The sequence below is a fragment of the Streptomyces macrolidinus genome, assembly GCF_023887685.1.
In the GTDB taxonomy this organism is placed as follows: domain Bacteria; phylum Actinomycetota; class Actinomycetes; order Streptomycetales; family Streptomycetaceae; genus Streptomyces; species Streptomyces macrolidinus.
The window spans coordinates 22,043-38,207 of the sequence record NZ_JAMWMR010000035.1 but is presented as its reverse complement, the minus strand read 5'-3'; the positions used below and the strand labels follow the sequence as shown (position 1 = coordinate 38,207).

At 68.2% G+C, this 16,165-nt stretch carries 13 protein-coding genes, 2 pseudogenes and 1 riboswitch; of the genes and pseudogenes, 6 read left to right on the top strand and 9 right to left on the bottom strand.

Annotated elements, in window-relative coordinates:
* Positions 1–130 precede the first annotated feature (130 nt).
* Positions 131–469: an inner-membrane translocator gene (locus NGF19_RS27110; RefSeq protein ID WP_252428194.1), complete on the top strand. Its 339-nt coding sequence runs from the start codon at positions 131–133 to the stop codon at positions 467–469.
* Positions 470–595: 126 nt separating this feature from the next.
* On the opposite strand, the gene NGF19_RS31210 is transcribed toward NGF19_RS27110, so the two are convergent.
* Together NGF19_RS31210 and NGF19_RS31205 are read right to left on the bottom strand one after the other, a co-directional pair.
* A complete protein-coding gene (locus NGF19_RS31210; protein WP_372505918.1) occupies positions 596–961 on the bottom strand; it encodes a trypsin-like serine protease in 366 nt (121 codons plus the stop codon).
* Between the two features lie 59 nt (positions 962–1,020).
* A pseudogene (locus NGF19_RS31205) lies at positions 1,021–1,380 on the bottom strand (S1 family peptidase); the annotation flags it as partial.
* Between the two features lie 750 nt (positions 1,381–2,130).
* Between NGF19_RS31205 and NGF19_RS27105 the strand changes: the two are divergent.
* The gene (locus NGF19_RS27105; protein ID WP_252428193.1) at positions 2,131–2,415 is read left to right on the top strand and encodes a hypothetical protein; all 285 of its coding nucleotides are present in this window, start codon (positions 2,131–2,133) and stop codon (positions 2,413–2,415) included.
* A gap of 56 nt (positions 2,416–2,471) precedes the next feature.
* Here NGF19_RS27105 and NGF19_RS27100 read toward each other — a convergent pair whose 3' ends face one another.
* From NGF19_RS27100 to NGF19_RS27090, 3 genes and pseudogenes are all read right to left on the bottom strand, one after another.
* Positions 2,472–4,982: an aminotransferase class I/II-fold pyridoxal phosphate-dependent enzyme gene (locus NGF19_RS27100; RefSeq protein WP_252428192.1), complete on the bottom strand. Its 2,511-nt coding sequence runs from the start codon at positions 4,980–4,982 to the stop codon at positions 2,472–2,474.
* Positions 4,979–6,028, bottom strand: coding sequence for a 4-hydroxyphenylpyruvate dioxygenase (gene hppD, locus NGF19_RS27095; protein ID WP_252428191.1), 1,050 nt, complete (start codon positions 6,026–6,028; stop codon positions 4,979–4,981). Before hppD ends, NGF19_RS27100 begins: the two co-directional genes overlap by 4 nt.
* A 370-nt stretch (positions 6,029–6,398) precedes the next feature.
* Positions 6,399–6,620: pseudogene (locus tag NGF19_RS27090) on the bottom strand (hypothetical protein); the annotation flags it as partial.
* A 274-nt stretch (positions 6,621–6,894) separates the two neighbouring features.
* Here NGF19_RS27090 and NGF19_RS27085 point away from each other — a divergent pair.
* From NGF19_RS27085 to NGF19_RS27075, 3 genes are all read left to right on the top strand, one after another.
* Positions 6,895–8,073, top strand: coding sequence for an ATP-grasp domain-containing protein (locus tag NGF19_RS27085; RefSeq protein ID WP_308288562.1), 1,179 nt, complete (start codon positions 6,895–6,897; stop codon positions 8,071–8,073).
* Between the two features lie 364 nt (positions 8,074–8,437).
* Positions 8,438–9,487: a methyltransferase gene (locus NGF19_RS27080; protein WP_252428189.1), complete on the top strand. Its 1,050-nt coding sequence runs from the start codon at positions 8,438–8,440 to the stop codon at positions 9,485–9,487.
* A gap of 170 nt (positions 9,488–9,657) precedes the next feature.
* Positions 9,658–10,470, top strand: a complete 813-nt coding sequence (locus NGF19_RS27075) for an SAM-dependent methyltransferase (protein WP_252428188.1) — start codon at positions 9,658–9,660, stop codon at positions 10,468–10,470.
* A gap of 163 nt (positions 10,471–10,633) precedes the next feature.
* Here the strand turns inward: NGF19_RS27075 and NGF19_RS27070 are convergent, their stop codons facing one another.
* The 3 genes from NGF19_RS27070 to NGF19_RS27060 form a co-directional block, all read right to left on the bottom strand.
* Positions 10,634–11,164 (bottom strand): DUF1648 domain-containing protein, encoded by a 531-nt coding sequence (locus tag NGF19_RS27070; protein WP_252428212.1) that lies wholly within the window; start codon positions 11,162–11,164, stop codon positions 10,634–10,636.
* 620 nt (positions 11,165–11,784) lie between these two features.
* On the bottom strand, positions 11,785–12,012 hold the full coding sequence (locus NGF19_RS27065) for a hypothetical protein (RefSeq protein ID WP_252428187.1): 228 nt from the start codon (positions 12,010–12,012) through the stop codon (positions 11,785–11,787).
* Between the two features lie 184 nt (positions 12,013–12,196).
* Positions 12,197–13,603 carry a purine-cytosine permease family protein gene (locus NGF19_RS27060; protein ID WP_252428186.1) on the bottom strand — a complete coding sequence of 469 codons (1,407 nt, stop codon included), beginning with the start codon at positions 13,601–13,603 and terminating at the stop codon, positions 12,197–12,199.
* Positions 13,595–13,688, bottom strand: a riboswitch (TPP riboswitch). Its footprint overlaps the gene before it by 9 nt.
* Before the next feature lie 256 nt (positions 13,689–13,944).
* On the opposite strand from NGF19_RS27060, the gene NGF19_RS27055 reads away from it, so the two are divergent.
* Positions 13,945–14,871, top strand: a complete 927-nt coding sequence (locus tag NGF19_RS27055) for a glyoxalase (RefSeq protein WP_252428185.1) — start codon at positions 13,945–13,947, stop codon at positions 14,869–14,871.
* A gap of 2 nt (positions 14,872–14,873) precedes the next feature.
* Here the strand turns inward: NGF19_RS27055 and NGF19_RS27050 are convergent, their stop codons facing one another.
* Positions 14,874–16,007 (bottom strand): FUSC family protein, encoded by a 1,134-nt coding sequence (locus tag NGF19_RS27050; RefSeq protein WP_252428184.1) that lies wholly within the window; start codon positions 16,005–16,007, stop codon positions 14,874–14,876.
* Positions 16,008–16,165 lie beyond the last annotated feature (158 nt).

Genomic DNA, 16,165 nt, shown 5'->3' with positions numbered 1-16,165 from the left:
GGATCGTTCAACGCATTGAGAGCCGAGATACGACTCTGCTCGGCGTTGCAAGGCCCGGAGCGGACCACGCCTGGGTTGCGAAACTGCCACGGACCGTCCGGAAGGACGGATTCCGGGTGATCGTTGGGCCATGCCCGAACTCACCGACAAGCAGCCCTCCGGCGCACAGGGTGCCCTCACCGGAGGTTGTCTCCTGCTTCTCGTACTGACAGCGGACGTGGCCGCCGCGCTGTTGGTCGTCATCGTGCTCGCCGTCCGAGGGCTGGGCCGGATGGACGCCAACTCCGGACAGACAGCGGCCGGCGTGCCACCTCAGGACTGGGCGCCAGCGCTGGGCTTCGGCGCTCTGGCCCTGACGGTCGGCGTATCTGCCGTCGTGCTGCTGCGGATCGGGCACCGAGTCATCGGGTCGGTGCAGTTGACGCTCTGCGTCTTCCTGACAGTCCACGCGCTGGGGTCCTGGCCCTGAGCCGGCCGCTGGAGGCGCGGTGGCTGAGGCTGTCCGTGTGCGCAGACCGGCTGACTGGGCGGGACGCCGTCCCCGCTTGCTCAGCGGCGACGGCGAGGACCCGACAGGCCAAGCTCGGCCGTTCCTTCACCCGCCGGGCCCTTGGAGAACGCCTCTGATCCAGTCGCTGATCGGAGGAGCGGTGAGATCGGTGGCGATCGTGTCGGTGAAGCCGCAGGCTGGTGCGCTGCCGCGGCTGACGGCTCCGATCAGGACCCATGGGCCGCCCAGGTAGCGGTTCCAGACCGGGCCGCCCGAATCTCCCTGGCAGGGCGAACCAAACGTAGCGCTGGCCGTGCACAGCTCGATGTCGGGTCGAAAGTCACCTGGAGGCCGATTGCAGGTCTCCGGCGGTAGGACGCTTGTGGACAGGGCCTTGAGCCGGATGGGTGGTTCGCACACAGGCGAGGGGTCGTTGCATGTGCGTCCCCAACCGGCGATGAGGACCGGGATGGCACTACGAACAGGCTGGACCCTGGGCCGAGGAAGGCCGGTGGGGTGGCCACATCATGGTCGAGCCTGAGCAGCCCGACGTCGAAGGGCGCTGCCGCGCCGCCGCCGTTGTAGTCGGGATGCCGGTACACGGCAACCGCCTTCGCGACCTCGCCCCCGGTCCGGTCCACGGATCCGACGTGAACGGTCGTGGTACGTTCCGCGATCGGGAAGACGCAGTGGGCTGCCGTCACAACCCAGTGACGGCCGATCAGGGTTCCGCTGCACGACTCCGATCCGGAGGCACCGGTGCTCTGGATCGCGGTTGTGGCGGGGAAGTCTCCGGGTGTGACGTACCCGCCGCCGATGATCTTAGGACGCGGAACACCATTGCCGGACGGGCCGTCCGCCGCAGCAGCGGATCCCGAACTGGTGACCATCCCCATGAGGATGCCTACTGCGACAGTAGCGACCAGACACCTTACTTTGGTGAAACCTTCACACAATGTGCGCATATGATGATATGTAGCATCATCGTTACTTCGCTTCGGGGAGCGACTCGCGTGATCGTCTGTCCCTTGTGGCTTGGCCTTCGACGCTGCGCCGCTGCCTGGTCATGCCAGGCCGAACCCCGGCGGGCACGCGGGTAGCCCCTCCATGGTCACCGGTCGCGGCCGAGCAGCCACAGAGGCGTCCGTGGACGCGGACAACTTGGTGGCGACGCAGTCGACTACGCGCAAACGTCAGCTTGCGCACTTCGCTGAGCTGTGAACGTCGGTGCTGCGGGCGGTGGTTGTGCGACATGGTGATGTCCTGACGTCGTAGGAGATCGGGCGGAGGGCCGGCCTTCCGATCTCCATGTTCAGGAGCCGTGAGTGCCCTACGCTGAAGTGCGATGACGCCCGCATCCTGGTTACAGACCGCCCAGTTCAGAGGCATGCCGTATCTGCTCCGGGACAGGACGCTGCGATGAAACGCGACGGCGCGCGGGCGGGACGCGGTCAGGAGAAGGCCGCGAGAACCGGGAGCAGTGGCAAGCGGCTCATCGCACGGCCCTCGGTGGCACCAGGCCCACTGCGTACCCTGAAGAACCTGATCTACGGGGCACACGTGGCGGCCGGTGCACCGACCCTTGACGACATGGCACTGGCGGTCATGCGACGCTGCGGTGGGCGGCCGACCGGCTCGTGATGGCAGGTCGTCTGGGCGACGCGCTTCCGTGGTACGAACGAGCGGCCGTCAAGGGTGACACCGACGTGCTGCAGGTAGCCGCCGGTCAATTGGCCGTCGCAGGCAGGACGGAGGAGTCGCTCACCTGGTTCTGGCGAGCCGCGGACGCGGGCGTGAGCTTGCGCAGCGGCTGGTTCCCCGCCCTGAGTCTCCGCCTCCTCGGTGACGCGGCCGACGTACTCCTGCGCTACGGGCGGGACCCCACCGAAGCCCTCGCCCACACGTGGCAGATGGAACCCGGCTGACGTCCGGGGTGCCCGCCGAGCGGTGGAGCGGGCTCGGCGGGCAGCGAGATTCCGGGCTATCCCGTCTGGGCCTTGACGAAGCGCGCCAGCCGTTCGATGCCGTCCGTGATCTTCTGGCGCGTCAGGTAGCTGACCGAGAGCCGCAGGCCGAAGTCGCCACCGCCCTGCGGATAGAAGTACGACATGGGTGTCCAGATGACCCCGAATTCCTCGGCCGAACGGATCAGCGCGGAATCGTCGGCGCGGAACGGGACGTCGACGGAGAGGAAGAAGCCGCCGCTCGGCTCGTTCCAACGGATGCCCAGCGCGGCTCGGTCGCTCTCCGGGAAACAGCGGTCGAGTGCCTCCAGGGTCACCCGCATGGCCTCGCCGTAGTGGGCCGCGGTCCGGGTGTTGAAGCGTGAGGTCCGGCCGTTGGCGGTGAGGAGCATGCCGGCGACGACCGCCTGGCTCACCGGCGACGTGTTCACGGTCACCATGCTCTTGATCTTCGTGAGTTCGTCCGCCAGCAGCCCGGTGCGCCCCTGGGCGTCCGTGACGGTCTGGTCCGCGATCACGAAGCCCACGCGTGCGCCGGGGAAGAGCGTCTTGGAGTAGGAGCCCAGGTGCACGACCCGGCGGTGCCGGTCCAGGGACTTCAGGGTCGGTAGCTGCGTTCCGGGGCTGACCATCCGGTACGGCGTGTCCTCCAGGATCAGCAGGTCGTGGCAGTCTGCCAGGTCCAGCAGTTCCCGACGGGCGCTCAGCGGCATGGTGGTGCCGGAGGGGTTGGAGTGGTCGGGGACCACGTAGAAGGCGCGCGGGCGTCGGCCGCGCGCCCGCTCGGCGAGGAGCGTCGCCTCCAGGGTTGCGCAGTCGAAGCCGTCGCGGCCCTCCTCGACCGGAGTCACCTCGACGTCCAGCAGCCGAGCCGCGCCGGTGATACCGACGTAGCAGGGGCTGGAGGCCAGCAGGGCGTCCTCGGGCCCCGACATCAGCGCCCGCACCGCCAGGAGCATCGCCTCCTGACAGCCCACGGTGACCACGATCGACTCGGGCGCCACGTCGATGCCCTCGTCCTTGCGCAGCGAGTCGGCGATCAGTTCGCGGATCTGGCCGCTGGTGGGGCCGTACTGGAAGAGCGCGGAGCGGATCTGCTCGGGCGACGCTCCGCCCGCCTCCAGATGGTCCAGATAGCGGCGCAGGTACGCGAAGACATGCTCGGCCTCGAAGAATCCGTCGTAGGGGCGGCCGGGCGCGAAGGAGATCGCGTCGGGGTAGCGGTGCGTGATGTCGTTGAGGAAGGTCATGGTGTCCAGCACCGGGTCACGGACGCTGCCGTGCAACTCCTCCTTGCTCAGGGCGACGTCGCCGGATCCGCTTCGGACGACGGGTGCGGACGGCGAGAGGGTGGCGTGGGGGGCTTGGGAGGCATGGGTGGTATGGGTGGCGCCCGCCGGGTGGGGTGGTGCGGGCCGGTGAGGGTTCGTCGGGTGGGGTGCGGGCCGGTGGGAGTCCGTCGGGGTGGCCACCAAGTGGGGCCCCGCCTCGGCGACGGTGGCGGTACCGGTGAAGGTCATCGCTTCCGCCAGTTCCTCGACGACCATGCCCAACACCTCCCCGACGCCGTCCTCCTGGCCCACCGCCAACCCGTGCAGCACGGGCCGCCCGAGGAGCACCGCGTCGGCGCCGAGCGCGAGCGCGGAGAGCACGTCACGGCCCCGTCGGACACCGCCGTCGAGGAGAACCGGACAGTTCCCCGCCACCGCCGCCACGACCTTCGGCAGGACGTCCAACGTGGCCGGAACTCCGTCCAGTTGGCGGCCACCGTGGTTGGATACGACGACGGCGTCGGCCCCGGCCGCGAGGGCGCGGTGTGCATCGGCCGCGGTGAGGACCCCCTTGACCAGCACCGGGAGGGAGCTGATGGAGCGCAGCCAGTCGATGACCGACCAGTCGAGGGTGTCGTCGAAGGCGGTGCGCGCGTGGTCCGCGGGCGAGGCGAATCCGTCTCCGGGGAGGTTGGCGGGCGTGACGCCCTCCGGCAGCCGGAAGCCATTGCGCAGGTCGCGCAGCCGTCGGCCGAGCCGGGGCGCGTCCACCGTGAGGACCAGCGCCTCGAATCCGGCACGCTCGGCACGCTCGACGAGTTCACGTGTCACGGCGCGGTCGCGGAAGCAGTACACCTGGAGCCAGAGCGGGGCGTCCGCCGCCTCGGCTATGTCCTCGAAGGTGCGTCCGGCGAAGGTGCTCACCACGAACGGCAGTCCGGCGCGCCCGGCGGCCCGTGCGGTGGCGACCTCCCCGGACGGGTGGGCCATCGTGTGGTACGCGACGGGGGCGATGGCGAGCGGCGCGGCCCAGGTCCGCCCCAGGATCCGGGTCGCGGTGTCGGGCCGGCCGACACCCGAGAGTACGCGCGGGAGGAGCCGCGTACGGTCGAAGGCGTCGGTGTTGGCCGCCAGTGTCCGCTCCTCCCCGGCGCCGCCTTCCAGGAAGTCCCAGGTGGCGCGGGGGAGGGCCACCGAGGCCCGGACCGCGTAGTCGGCGAGGGTGTGCAGGCCCCGCGGGGCGTCCACGCCGGTCATCGGGCGGCCAGGTGGTCGCGTTCCACGGCCTCGTACAGGGCGCGGATGTTGGCGCTGCCGAACCCCCGGGAACCCTGGCGCTGGATGAGCTCGTAGAAGAGGGTGTTGCGCTCGTAGGGCGAGCGGCTGAACAACTGCAGGAGGTAGCCCCACTCGTCGCGGTCGGCGAGGATCTGTCCGGCGCGCAACTCGGCGATCTCCCCACGCATTCCGGCGAATCGCTCGGCGAGCATGTCGTAGTACGTGCCGGGGGTGGTGAGGAACTCCACGCCGCGGTCCCGGAATTCACGTACCGTGGGGATGATCTCGTCGACCAGGAAGGCCAGATGCTGGACGCCGGGACCGCTGTTGCGGTCGAGGAACGCGTCGAGCTGCCCGGGGTTCTTCGTCAGGTCGGGGGCGACGAGGGTGAAGGTGACTCCTCCGGAGGCGCTGCGGACGACGATCGAGTCCATGGCCTGTCCGCCGACGGCGACGTACTCGGAGGAGTAGCGGTCCATACCGAAGGCGTCCCGGTAGTAGTCGGCGTACTCGGTCAGCCGGTTGCCCTCGATGCAGACGGCGACATGGTCGAGCAACCGGATCCGGCCCGTGGGTTCGGCCGGCGGTTCGGAAGGCGGTTCGGCCGGTGGCTCGGGCGCGGCCACCCAAGGGCGGCCCGGGGGCAGGGCGGGTTCCGCGGCGTCGTCGTGGTGCGGCAGCAGGGTGTGGGTGACGTCGCCGAATCCGGACACGACCGGGTGGCCGTACTCGGCGTCGAGCGGCTTGGCACCGGCCGCCACTGCCGCGGAGCGGGTCTCCGCCGCGTCGTCGCAGGTCAGTGCGATGTCGGCGATGCCGTCGCCGTGTTGGTCGAGGAAGGTCGAGATTCCCCGGCCCGAGGTGACGATCAGCTGTGTCGTGCCCTGCCGCAGCAGGACGGAACTCCGGTCGGGCTGCACGGCGTCCGCGACGCGGAGGAAGCCCATCCCGGTGACGAAGTGGTCGACGGCGGAAGGTGCGTCTTTCGTGTACAGCTCGACGTGCGCTATGTCGTGCACCGACATAGAAGTACCTCCTGAAGGACCGATGACGGGATGTTGATCGGCTACCAGTGCCACTCCTGCCGGCCGCAAAGGTGCCCGGCCTTGCTGCCGGGGACCTGGCACCAGGTCATGAACTCCGTTGATCTGTCGACCTGGTACCGGTCCTCGGTACGTGCCGTCGATGTGTGGGGTCGATGCCGGAGGATTCGGCGCCGATGAGGACCTTCTTGCCGGTGAACTCGGCCAAGTCCAACGGGTAGTACGTGCAGTACTTCCTCACCGGAACCTCCGAAAGCGGCAGTCGGCGAACACGACCACGCGCAGCGTCGATGAAACCGGTCGCTGGAGTTCATCGGAAGGCCGCGAAACGTGTTGTCGCGTGATCAGGCGCTCACAGAGTACGACAACGATGCGCGCTCATCCATAAGTTGGTGCCCTGTGGGGTGAGGCGAACGAGACGTTTGGAGCAGCACCGGGCAGCGGCGAGACCGGGGAAGGCCGGGTAGCTCCGTGGACGCCGCTCGTATCCAGGGCTGACCACCGGCTTCATCCCTTCTCCGCCATGGGCTTTCCGGGCCGAGACACCGATGACGAGAGGCAGTCCGTTCGCGTCGAATGGGGGGAGTCGACCGCCCCTGGCCGTCACTTGCCGTGTTTGCCGGTAATGGTGGAATTCATGGTCGGAGTTGTCGCCCGTGATTTCACATCCGCGCATTATGCTGTGATCTTTGTCACGGCATCCGGGTAAATGATCATGTCTTCGTGTGTCCACATCCCAGGGTTCCTATGCAACGATGCCAGCGTGCCATCCTCGGGCAAGGCAAAAGAGTTCATCCGGTCCGGTCCATCGGTCGTCTGAATCAAATACGGGGGCGAGTATGTCGACAATGATCGTCATCGGATATCGAGGCGATCTCGACCAGGCGCTGCGACGCCGCGGTCTGAATCCTTTCTATGTGGTCCAGCCTCCCAGGGGTGCACCGGACGACCGGGAATCCTGCTGGGTCACCGATTTCGAGAATGCTCAGGAAGTACTGCGTGCGGTGCTCGCCCGAGGGGTCGATGACGTGGTCGGCGCCCTGTCCGTCCATGAGATGGGAGTGTTCACCGCAGCCTGCCTGCGACAGCAGTTGAACCTTCCTGGAAATACGGATTCGCGCACCGTTCTCTCTTTCCGTGACAAGTATCTCCAGAAGAGCGGACTTCCTCCCGAGGTCCGGCGGGCGCGTTGTCGACACGTAGCGAGAGGCACCTCTTACCAGCAACTCGTCGATGATCTGGGCAAGGTCTTCGTCGTCAAACCGGCGGCCGGGGCCGGCGCCCTGCGTACGAGCATCATCCGTTCCCCCGAGGAATACGAACGAGCCCTCGCGCTCTTCTCGGGGACGTCGGATGTGGAGACCGTGGCCGAGTCGGTCGTCGACGGACCGGAGGTCTATATCGACGGCATCTGGAGAGCCGGTGAGCTCCAGTGGTCCGCGATGGGTCGCTACCATGACGCGCCGGTCGACGCCGCCCAGGACGGGACCCTCGCCGCATGGGTGCTGGAGAGAAGGCTCCACCCCGAGCTGTTCCAGCAGTCCGAGACCATCGCCCGCCAGGTCCTCGGGAGCCTCGGCGCTCCCGACTGCGTCTTCCACCTGGAGATCTTCGAGGAGGAGACGGCCCTCACGTTCGGCGAGTGCGCCATTCGAATTCCTGGTGGGCTCTCCCCGCAGATCTATGAAAAGACATACGGTGTCGATCTGTTCGATGTCGAGATCGGTCTGGCACTCGGTGAGCCGCCGACTCAGACGGGACGCGACGGAGCGCCCGACCGTTTCTACGGATGCATCCTCCTGCGGCGTCCCGACAGCGGACATCTGACCCAGGAGGATTTCGAGCGTGCCTTCCAGTTCGACGAAATCAACTACGACTCGTCACCCGATGCGCCGACCGGCCCTTATGGCCTTGTCGGTCAGGCACTTGTGTCCGCCCCGAGCGAACCCGAACTGGAGAAGAAGGTCCGCGACATCGTCCGATTCAATGTGACCGGCGGCGCGGAGAGGGTCGCGTCGCGCTCGTAGGGGGTCCTTGCTGCCTGTCCATGGCGTCGGAGGAAACATCCTCCTGGATCGCGGTGGAATTCTCAGCTATGGGTGAGGAGCCACTTGAACGGCGCGATGGTCGTTATGCCGACTGACTGCCTCATGCCCGGAGCGTCCGAACGGCGATGACCGCCGCTGACCGGGCGCGGAACCTCCTTCGGCGAAGGACCGAACTCCCCTTGAGCCGCCTGCCTCCGCCGTCGTGCCCGGTGACCGTCGGCATGTGCCCGAAGAGCCTGGCGGATGCCATGGCGAGGCCAACTCCTCAACAGGCGCGAACTCCTGAACAACGACCGCCACCGATCCGACGTACTGAGACGTACTGAACGGAAGGCCCCGCCAGGTGAATACCGACAGAGAGAGCGTCATAGCCACGGCGACCGACCCGGTGGTCCGCGATTTCCTCCGCATGGCCGACGACAGCATCGTCGCCGTACTGCCGTACGCGCTGTCCGTCGCAGGGCACCTAGCGATCGCGGATGAATTCACCGACTCCGCAAGGGATGTTGAGCACCTTGCCCAGTCGCTCGGCGTGGCACCCGGGGCGCTGGAACGCCTCCTGCGAACCCTCGCCAGTTGTGGGTTCTTCACCGACGAAGGCGAGGGCCGGTTCTCCCTCACCGAGTTGGGCCGACTTCTGCAGACCGACTCACCCGTATCGATGCGGGCAACCCTCAGCAACGTCGAGTCGTACCGGGCCTGGCTCGGCGCGGTCGACACCATCGCCACCGGCCGACCCGCCTTCGAGAGCGAGTTCGGTGCCGGATTCTTCGCCCACAAGGATCACAACGAACAGTTGGGCGCCATGTTCGACGAACGCATGCGGGAACGGGCGAGCCGCCTCTACTCGGTCCTCGCCACCCTCCCCGCCTGGAACGACACCCACTGTGTCCTCGACATCGGCGGTGGGAAGGGCGCCGTGCTCACCTCGATCCTCACGGCCAACCCGCACCTCAGCGGAGTCCTCTTCGACCGGCCCAGCGTCGTCGAGCGGGCCGAACTCTCAGGGAAACTCGCCCCGCTCCGGGACCGTTGCCAGGTGGCGGCGGGCGACTTCTTCAAGGAGATCCCCGAGGGAGCCGACGCACACCTCATGTGCAGTGTCCTGCACGACTGGGAGGACGACGATGCCATCACCATCTTGACCCGGAGCAGTGAGTCACTCCCCGCGGACGGCCGCTTGCTCATCTGCGAAATGCTCCTGCCGGACTCGAGCGAACCGCATCCGGCCTGGTGGAGCGACCTGGGCATGATGGTTGTCCTCGGCGGTCGCGAACGCACGTTGGATCAGTACCGGTCCCTGCTCCAGCGTGCGGGACTGCACATCTCGGACGTCACTCCGCTTCCGGACTCCTTCTTCAGCGTCATCGAAGCGCGCACCAGCCCGGTTTGACGAACAGCGACGTCGGTTCGGCGCCGGGCGCAGTTGCAGACTGCGGTGGGATGGCCGGGGCGGGGCGGGGCGCGAGATCGGCCCATTCCCGGGACACCGTGATCGGCACGAGGCACAATGGCGGCGGATGTGTGAAGGTGCCACACGACGAGACGAACGGGAGCGCAGACGTGAGTGAGAGCCGCACCTCGTCGGTCGAGACGCCAAGGGTGAACACCGGTGTGGCGCACAACGCGCGTGTGTGGAACTACTGGTTGGGCGGCAAGGAGCATGACGAGGTCGACGAGCAGGTCGGCGGGCACGTGGCCGGGATGTTCCCGGTGATCCGCGATGTGGCCCGCGCGGACCGCGAGTTCCTCGGGCGGGCGGTCCGCTTCCTGGCCGCCGAACGCGGGGTGCGCCAGTTCCTCGACATCGGTACCGGGCTTCCGACGGTCGACAACACCCACGAGACGGCGCAGCGGATCGCTCCCGCGTCGAAGGTCGTGTACGTCGACAACGACCCGATCGTCCTGGCCCACGCCCGTAGCCTGCTGACCAGTTCCCCCGAGGGTGTCACCGACTACATCGACGCGGACGTGCACGACGTGGACGCCATCGTCGAACGCGCCGCCGCCACCCTGGACTTCGACGAGCCGGTCGCGGTCATGATGCTCGGCATCCTCAACTTCGTACTGGACACCGACACCGCGTGTGACATCGTCCGCCGTGTGATGAACGCGGTCCCCTCGGGCAGCTTCCTGGCCCTGACGCATCCCACCTTCGACGCCGACCTCGGTGGCGAGGGCAATGTGGCGGCCATGGCGTTCTGGAACGAGAACGCCACACCGCCGATCACCGCCCGCCCCCGCGCCGAGATCGCCGCCTTCTTCGAGGGGCTGGATCTGGTCGAGCCGGGTCTGGTGTCCTGCGCGCAGTGGCGCCCCGATACGGGCGCGCCCGGCGCGGTTCCCCAATTCGGCGCCGTGGCCTTGAAACCCTGACGCGAGGGGCGTGCTTCGCCTGAGCGTGATCGACCCTCGACTCGGGGGCGGATCGTGGAGCGGCCGTACGGCATCCTCATGCTGTTCCGACGGCTCGTGCGGGACTACGAGAGCAGGCAGAAGTCGCCGCAATCCAGGGCGCGTTGGGCCGCAATGAACGGGCTCACCGCTTCCGGTCGCGCACGGCCGCAGCGACCGTCACCGCAGTGCCGACGAGGACTGGCAGAGGCATCGCCGCGAGGAGCCATGCGGGCACGTTCGAGTCCGGCGTGGAACGCCAGAGCATACCGCAGCCCGCGAGGAAGGAGATACCGATGCAAATGTTGAGCAGCAGCAGGGCGCGTGCGATCCGGCGTGCCGTGACGCGGCTGCCGGGCCTGTTGAGCAGGGACGATGTTGTCTGTACGGCAGCAAACGGTGCGGCGTTGGCGTTCGATAACTCATCGCGTGGTGTCAGCCGCAGCGTCAGCTCCGCACAGCCGGCCATCAACACCGTCACTCCCGCATACACGAAGACCAACACGAACGCGCTGCCGATCGACCTGTCCGTCCAGGCGTCCACTCCATGGACCCCGATGTGCTTCGGTATCCGCCCTGGTAGGCGTGGGTAGCGGAGCGCGCCCCAAGTCGACAGCACGACGAGCAGGAGGGCATTGGGGAGCAACCAGAGCCGGACAGGGGGAGCGAAGGCCATCATGTGACCGATCCTCTGATGAGCGTTCGAGGTTGGGAAGGCCCTACCCTACGGTGACGGCCCGTCGCCCGGAGAACGGCGGACCATCGAGCAGGAACCTGCCCGGAGCGATGAGCAAGTGGGACGTTCCGGCGCCGCAGTCGCCGATCAGATCATCAGCAGCCCCCGGCACCGCGGTTCTGGTGCGCTTCCCTGGCGAGAAGGTCTCGCGCCGCGGAGGTGATCTGGTCGCGGACATGCTGCTGGTCCGGATGCTGATCGTCCAGCAGGTCGTCATCTTGCCCATTGCGGGCAGAACGCCACATGTAATTGAACCCAGTTCCGGGAATGGGGAGTTGAGTCCCAGTCGTAGATGGCTCGGCAGACGTGGTAGTTGCATCCGACCGGAAGGTAGAGCCCGGTGGCGGCGGCGGGCGGCCCGTCTTTCGTGACGGCGAATATGCCCTTTGCTCCCTCCCGGAAGGCTGCGGTTCCGCCGGTCAGTAGCAGCGTCTCGGCGTATACGTCCTTGCGAAGGAGGAACTTGTTCGCCTCCTTCGGGTCGTCGGGAACGTTGTAGTCGGCCTCGAGATCAGGAAGGTGCGGGGGGCCAGTACGAGGTCCAGGGGCTGCTCGCCTGCTCAGTCGGGGATCGTCGGAGCAGTACGCATCGGCAGATAGACCAAGGATCGCGGCGATCGCGCTGCCAGCAGCCACAGTGTGCCGATGCGTCTGCCGTCCGTCCGCTCCACATACATCTCGTAATGGCCACGGGCCTTGTAGAGCGCCCCGTTCCGCAACGGTCTGGCCGGCCGGATCACCCGGTACTCCGTACCCGCCAGACGCACCCGCTGCACGGCAACGTTCACCCGCAGGCTGCCCGGCCCAGGGGCGCCCTGGAAACGGTCACGCCAACGCCTTCCTCTGGTCGATCCAGTCGGCAAGTCCGGTCTACCAGTGGCCCGTTGCCGCTCGGACCGACTGTAGAGCGGCTCACTCAGCAGAAGCCACCTGACCGGCCATGACCGACCTCCCGGCGAGGTCGTCGGTGGATCAGAGCCGCGGGCTTCGGCGCAGCCGCAGCGGGGCGTACACGGCGAGGGCCACGAGGAAGGCGACGTAGTACGAGAGGTCGGCGCCGTGCAGGGCGACCGCGACCGGACCCTCGTACAGGCTGGTGTTCATGAACGGCACGGCCGCGGCGAAGGCGATGGCGAACGCGAGCAGTGCGGGCCGGGCGGGTTGCGGCCGGGCGGTTTCGGCGGTGAGTTCGACCGGCGCGCCGCCTCGTGCCCGTGCTCGTGCGAGCCAGTCGACGATGACGATCGCCACGAACCCGGGGATCCAGTAGCCGACGAACAGCAGCACGTTCTGGAAGCGGGCTGTGGTGTCGGCGGCGTGTATCCACAGCACCAGAGGGAAGCCGAGGACGGCGGCGAGGGCGGCGGCGACCGGGCGGGGAAGCCGCACCCCGACCGTCTGCAGCGCCAGGGAACCGCTGTAGTCGTTCATGGCGTTGCTGCACAGAGCCGCCAACGTCACGGCGAGCAGCCCGAACGCGCCCAGCGGCCCGCCGCCCAGCAGCTTGTCCACGCCCGCGGCCGTCTGGTCGGTCATGACGGACGCACCCCACAGGCCGAGTGTCTGGACGGCCGTGAAGGAGACCACTAGGCCGAGCAGGGTGCACCAGAACATGCGGGGCCGTGAGGTGGTGCGCGGCAGGTAGCGGCTGAAGTCGCTGGCGTACGGGGCCCAGGAGAGCGCCAGGCTCAGTGCGACGGTGCTGGTCACAATGGCCGCGCCGGCCCGGTCGGCGCCGTGTGCGGGGCCGGTGCCCGCGGGGTGGACACCGTCGAGGAGCCGCCAGGCGATCAGTGCGAACGCGGCGGCGAGCACGAAGGTCATGACGCTCTGGAGCCGGTGAATGGCCTCGTAACCCAGGACGCCGAGGGCGCCTTGGCCCAGCATCATGACCAGCACGCCGAGCCAGAACGGCCAGCCGCACAGCCGCGCCAGCGCGTCCCCGCCGAACAGTCCGATCAGTGCGTCCCAGGCGACCGTGGACAGCCACTGCAGCATGCCGGGTACCGTCACGGCCCGGCCGAACGCGAGCCGGGCCAGGGGCAGTTGCCCGGCTCCGGTCCGGCTTCCCCAGGTGCCCAGGTAGGCGGTGGGCACCGCCCCGAGCACGGTGCCCACCACAACGGCCGTGAGCGCGGTGGCGAAGTCCAGGCCGAGGGCGATGCCGACGGTTCCGGTGAACACGCCGGTCATGGTCAGATTGGGGGCGAACCATACGGTGAACAGGCGCCCGGGACCGCCGTAGCGACTGCTCTCGGGGACCGGCTCGATGCCGTGCACCTCGACGCGGAGATCGCCGGGGGCCGCGGGCATCCGTCCGTTGAAGACGGTCTGCTGGTCGTCGGCGGGCAACCCGCCGGAAACATGCGCCAAAGGCATGGAAGACATCCCTCCGCCAGTACGAACTGGTTCAGGTTCAACGGGTGTGATCTCAGCCCTCGTTGGGGCACCCCGTGTCCAGTACGACGGACAGGGTAACCCCTCGTCCCGACACTCCCGTTGCCGCGGTCGGCTCACCGTTCCGCTGTGACCGAAGTGGCGCTGCTCCCTCGGCATAGTGGCGCTACTCCCTCGGCATGCGCCGTCACACCAACGTGATTACTCTTTGTGCGTGTGCGATTCCGCACCGAAGTCGCCGGTCTCGCCGCACTGGCCCGGCAGGAACCAGGCACGGACCGAGGAAGTTCCTGGCAGCCGCCGCCTCGAATCGGAGGAGCCCCATGAGGAAGCGTGTTCTCTCCTGCTTTCTGCCCATAGCCGCCACCACCGGCCTGCTGACCGGGCAGACGGCACCGGCTGTGGCGCACGCCCCCTCGACGGCCGTCCGAACCGGCTCCCGAACAGCGGTCGGCACGCAGTACAACACGACACACGTATACGTCCGACCAGGCACCATGCCGGCCTTCGCCGCCGCGTGGAAGGCCACCTTCGGCGGCACCAGCACCGCCGTCTCGGTCACCGACGTCACCCCCACCCCGAGCCGGACCAAGTCCCAGCTCCTCTTCTCGCCCGTCGGCACCCTGTCGGTCTTCGACTTCCAGACGCCCGTCCCGTACCCGTTCGGGGCGGAGCGCACCGGGTGGCTCGTGACAAGCATGCCCGCCGGGATCGAGCAGGCCCGCGCCAGCGGCGCCAAGGTCATCGTGTCCCCCTTCCTCGACCCGGTGGGCCGGGACGCGGTCATCCAGTTCCCCGGCGGGGTCAACACGCAGTTGTACTGGCACACCACGGCACCGGTGTACAAGCCGCTGGAGACCACCCCGGAGAACCGGGTGTACCTGCCGCCGGACGCGGTGAGCGCGTTCCTCGGCTCCTACCTGAAGTTCACCAGCGGGACGATCGAGTCGGACGTCCCGAGGGCGGACGCGAGCGAGATCGGTCTGCCCGGACAGACGTTCCGCCGGATCCGTGTCACCTCCCCCTTCGGCAGGACCGTCGTCTCGGTGACCAACGGACACCTGCCCTACCCGTACGGGCGCGAGGTCACCGGCTACCGGGTGGCGAACCTCGCGACGACCCTGAGCAAGGCCAAGGCCGCCGGTGCCACCGTGCTGTCGGGTCCCCACCGCTCGGGCGGACGCGACAGCGCCGTCGTGCAGTTCCCCGGCGGTTACATCGCCGAGATCCACGACGTCGTCTCCGGCTGACCTCATGTCCGGTGCGCGCCCGCGTAGTCCAGGTCGGCCAACAGCCGCTCCACGTCCGTCATGAGTGAGCCGTAGACATGCCATGCGCCCGGCTTGGTGAGGGTTCCCTGGCCGATCAGGTCGGTCAGGGTCTCGTGCCAGGCCAGCGCGCCCTCGATCGCCGTCCGCAGCCGCTCGTGAGGGTCTGCGGGGTCGGTCTCCGTGCGCAGGTCGTCGACCAGGCTCCGGACCGCCGTACCCGCCAGTTGCAGGGTCTCGGCATAGCGCTCGAGGAACTGGAGCCCCAGATGACGGTCGGGGTGGTCGTAGGCGTTGTCGGCGAGGGTCCGCGCGATTCCGCGTACCTGGAGCGACACCCCGCGCAGGGCGCTGAACAGTTCGCCGTACGTCACGTCATGTGACCCATGGGTGACGCAGCGCGCGTTCCAGCGCAGACTCTCGTCGGCCTGGCGCACCTGCTCCTGGGTGAACGCCAGGTGCTTCTCGAGTTGGCGTCCCCGGTGCAGCCACCCAGGTGCTTTGGAGCGCAATTCCCCTCGGGCCAGGCCGGTGCCCATGTCGTGCAGCAGTTCCCCGACGGCATGGGCGAGAGTCCTGACGGCGGAGTCGGAGTCGTCCACGTGTAGTGGGGGCAGCACCAGGGCGTTGACCGCGATACCGACGACCGCGCCGGCCAGTGTCTGGAGCACGGGCGAGACCAGGCCGCCCATCGGATCGCCCGCCATCGCGGCCAGTGCGACGACTGCGGTGGAAGCGACCTGCAGCCGTCCGTCGGACGTACGGCGAGGACCCGCCAGAACCGTGAGCAGAGCGATGACCGCGATGGCACCCGCGGTCGGCCCCAGCAGCCGGACGGTCATCAAGGCGAGGACCAGGCCGACGACCTTTGCCGCGATGCTCTGCAGGGCGTTGGTGACCGAGCGGTACACCGTGGACGCGTTGACCATGAGCAAGGCCGTGGCGACCGCCACATAGGCGCGCCCTTCGGGAGCCGCCGGGCCCGCGAGGGCCCAGGCGAGCAGCGCCGCCGTCAGCGCCTTGATCCCATAGGCCAACTGACGGGGCCGCCGGTGACGGAACCCGCCGACGAGGCGGTGCGCCCGCCTGATCGCGGGTACCGGCAGGCGACCGGGCAAGATGGTTGAAAGTTGCACAAGAAGATGGTTGCACCCCATGCCCGGTTCGCGTCGAACGGTGGACGGGTGACATCCCTCACCGCCCAGCCGGTGTGGTCCCCGTCACCGGGAGACGTGGCCCGCGTCACCGGGAGACACCCGATGGCGCGGGCCGACCG

Coding starts and splice junctions, on each gene's coding strand:
- NGF19_RS27110 (WP_252428194.1), top strand. CDS start 131: ATGCCCGAACTCACCGACAAGCAGCCCTCCGGCGCACAGGGTGCCCTC.
- NGF19_RS27100 (WP_252428192.1), bottom strand. CDS start 4,982: ATGACCGGCGTGGACGCCCCGCGGGGCCTGCACACCCTCGCCGACTAC.
- hppD (WP_252428191.1), bottom strand. CDS start 6,028: ATGTCGGTGCACGACATAGCGCACGTCGAGCTGTACACGAAAGACGCA.
- NGF19_RS27085 (WP_308288562.1), top strand. CDS start 6,895: ATGATCGTCATCGGATATCGAGGCGATCTCGACCAGGCGCTGCGACGC.
- NGF19_RS27060 (WP_252428186.1), bottom strand. CDS start 13,603: ATGCCTTTGGCGCATGTTTCCGGCGGGTTGCCCGCCGACGACCAGCAG.
- NGF19_RS27055 (WP_252428185.1), top strand. CDS start 13,945: ATGAGGAAGCGTGTTCTCTCCTGCTTTCTGCCCATAGCCGCCACCACC.
- NGF19_RS27070 (WP_252428212.1), bottom strand. CDS start 11,164: ATGGCCTTCGCTCCCCCTGTCCGGCTCTGGTTGCTCCCCAATGCCCTC.
- NGF19_RS27105 (WP_252428193.1), top strand. CDS start 2,131: ATGGCAGGTCGTCTGGGCGACGCGCTTCCGTGGTACGAACGAGCGGCC.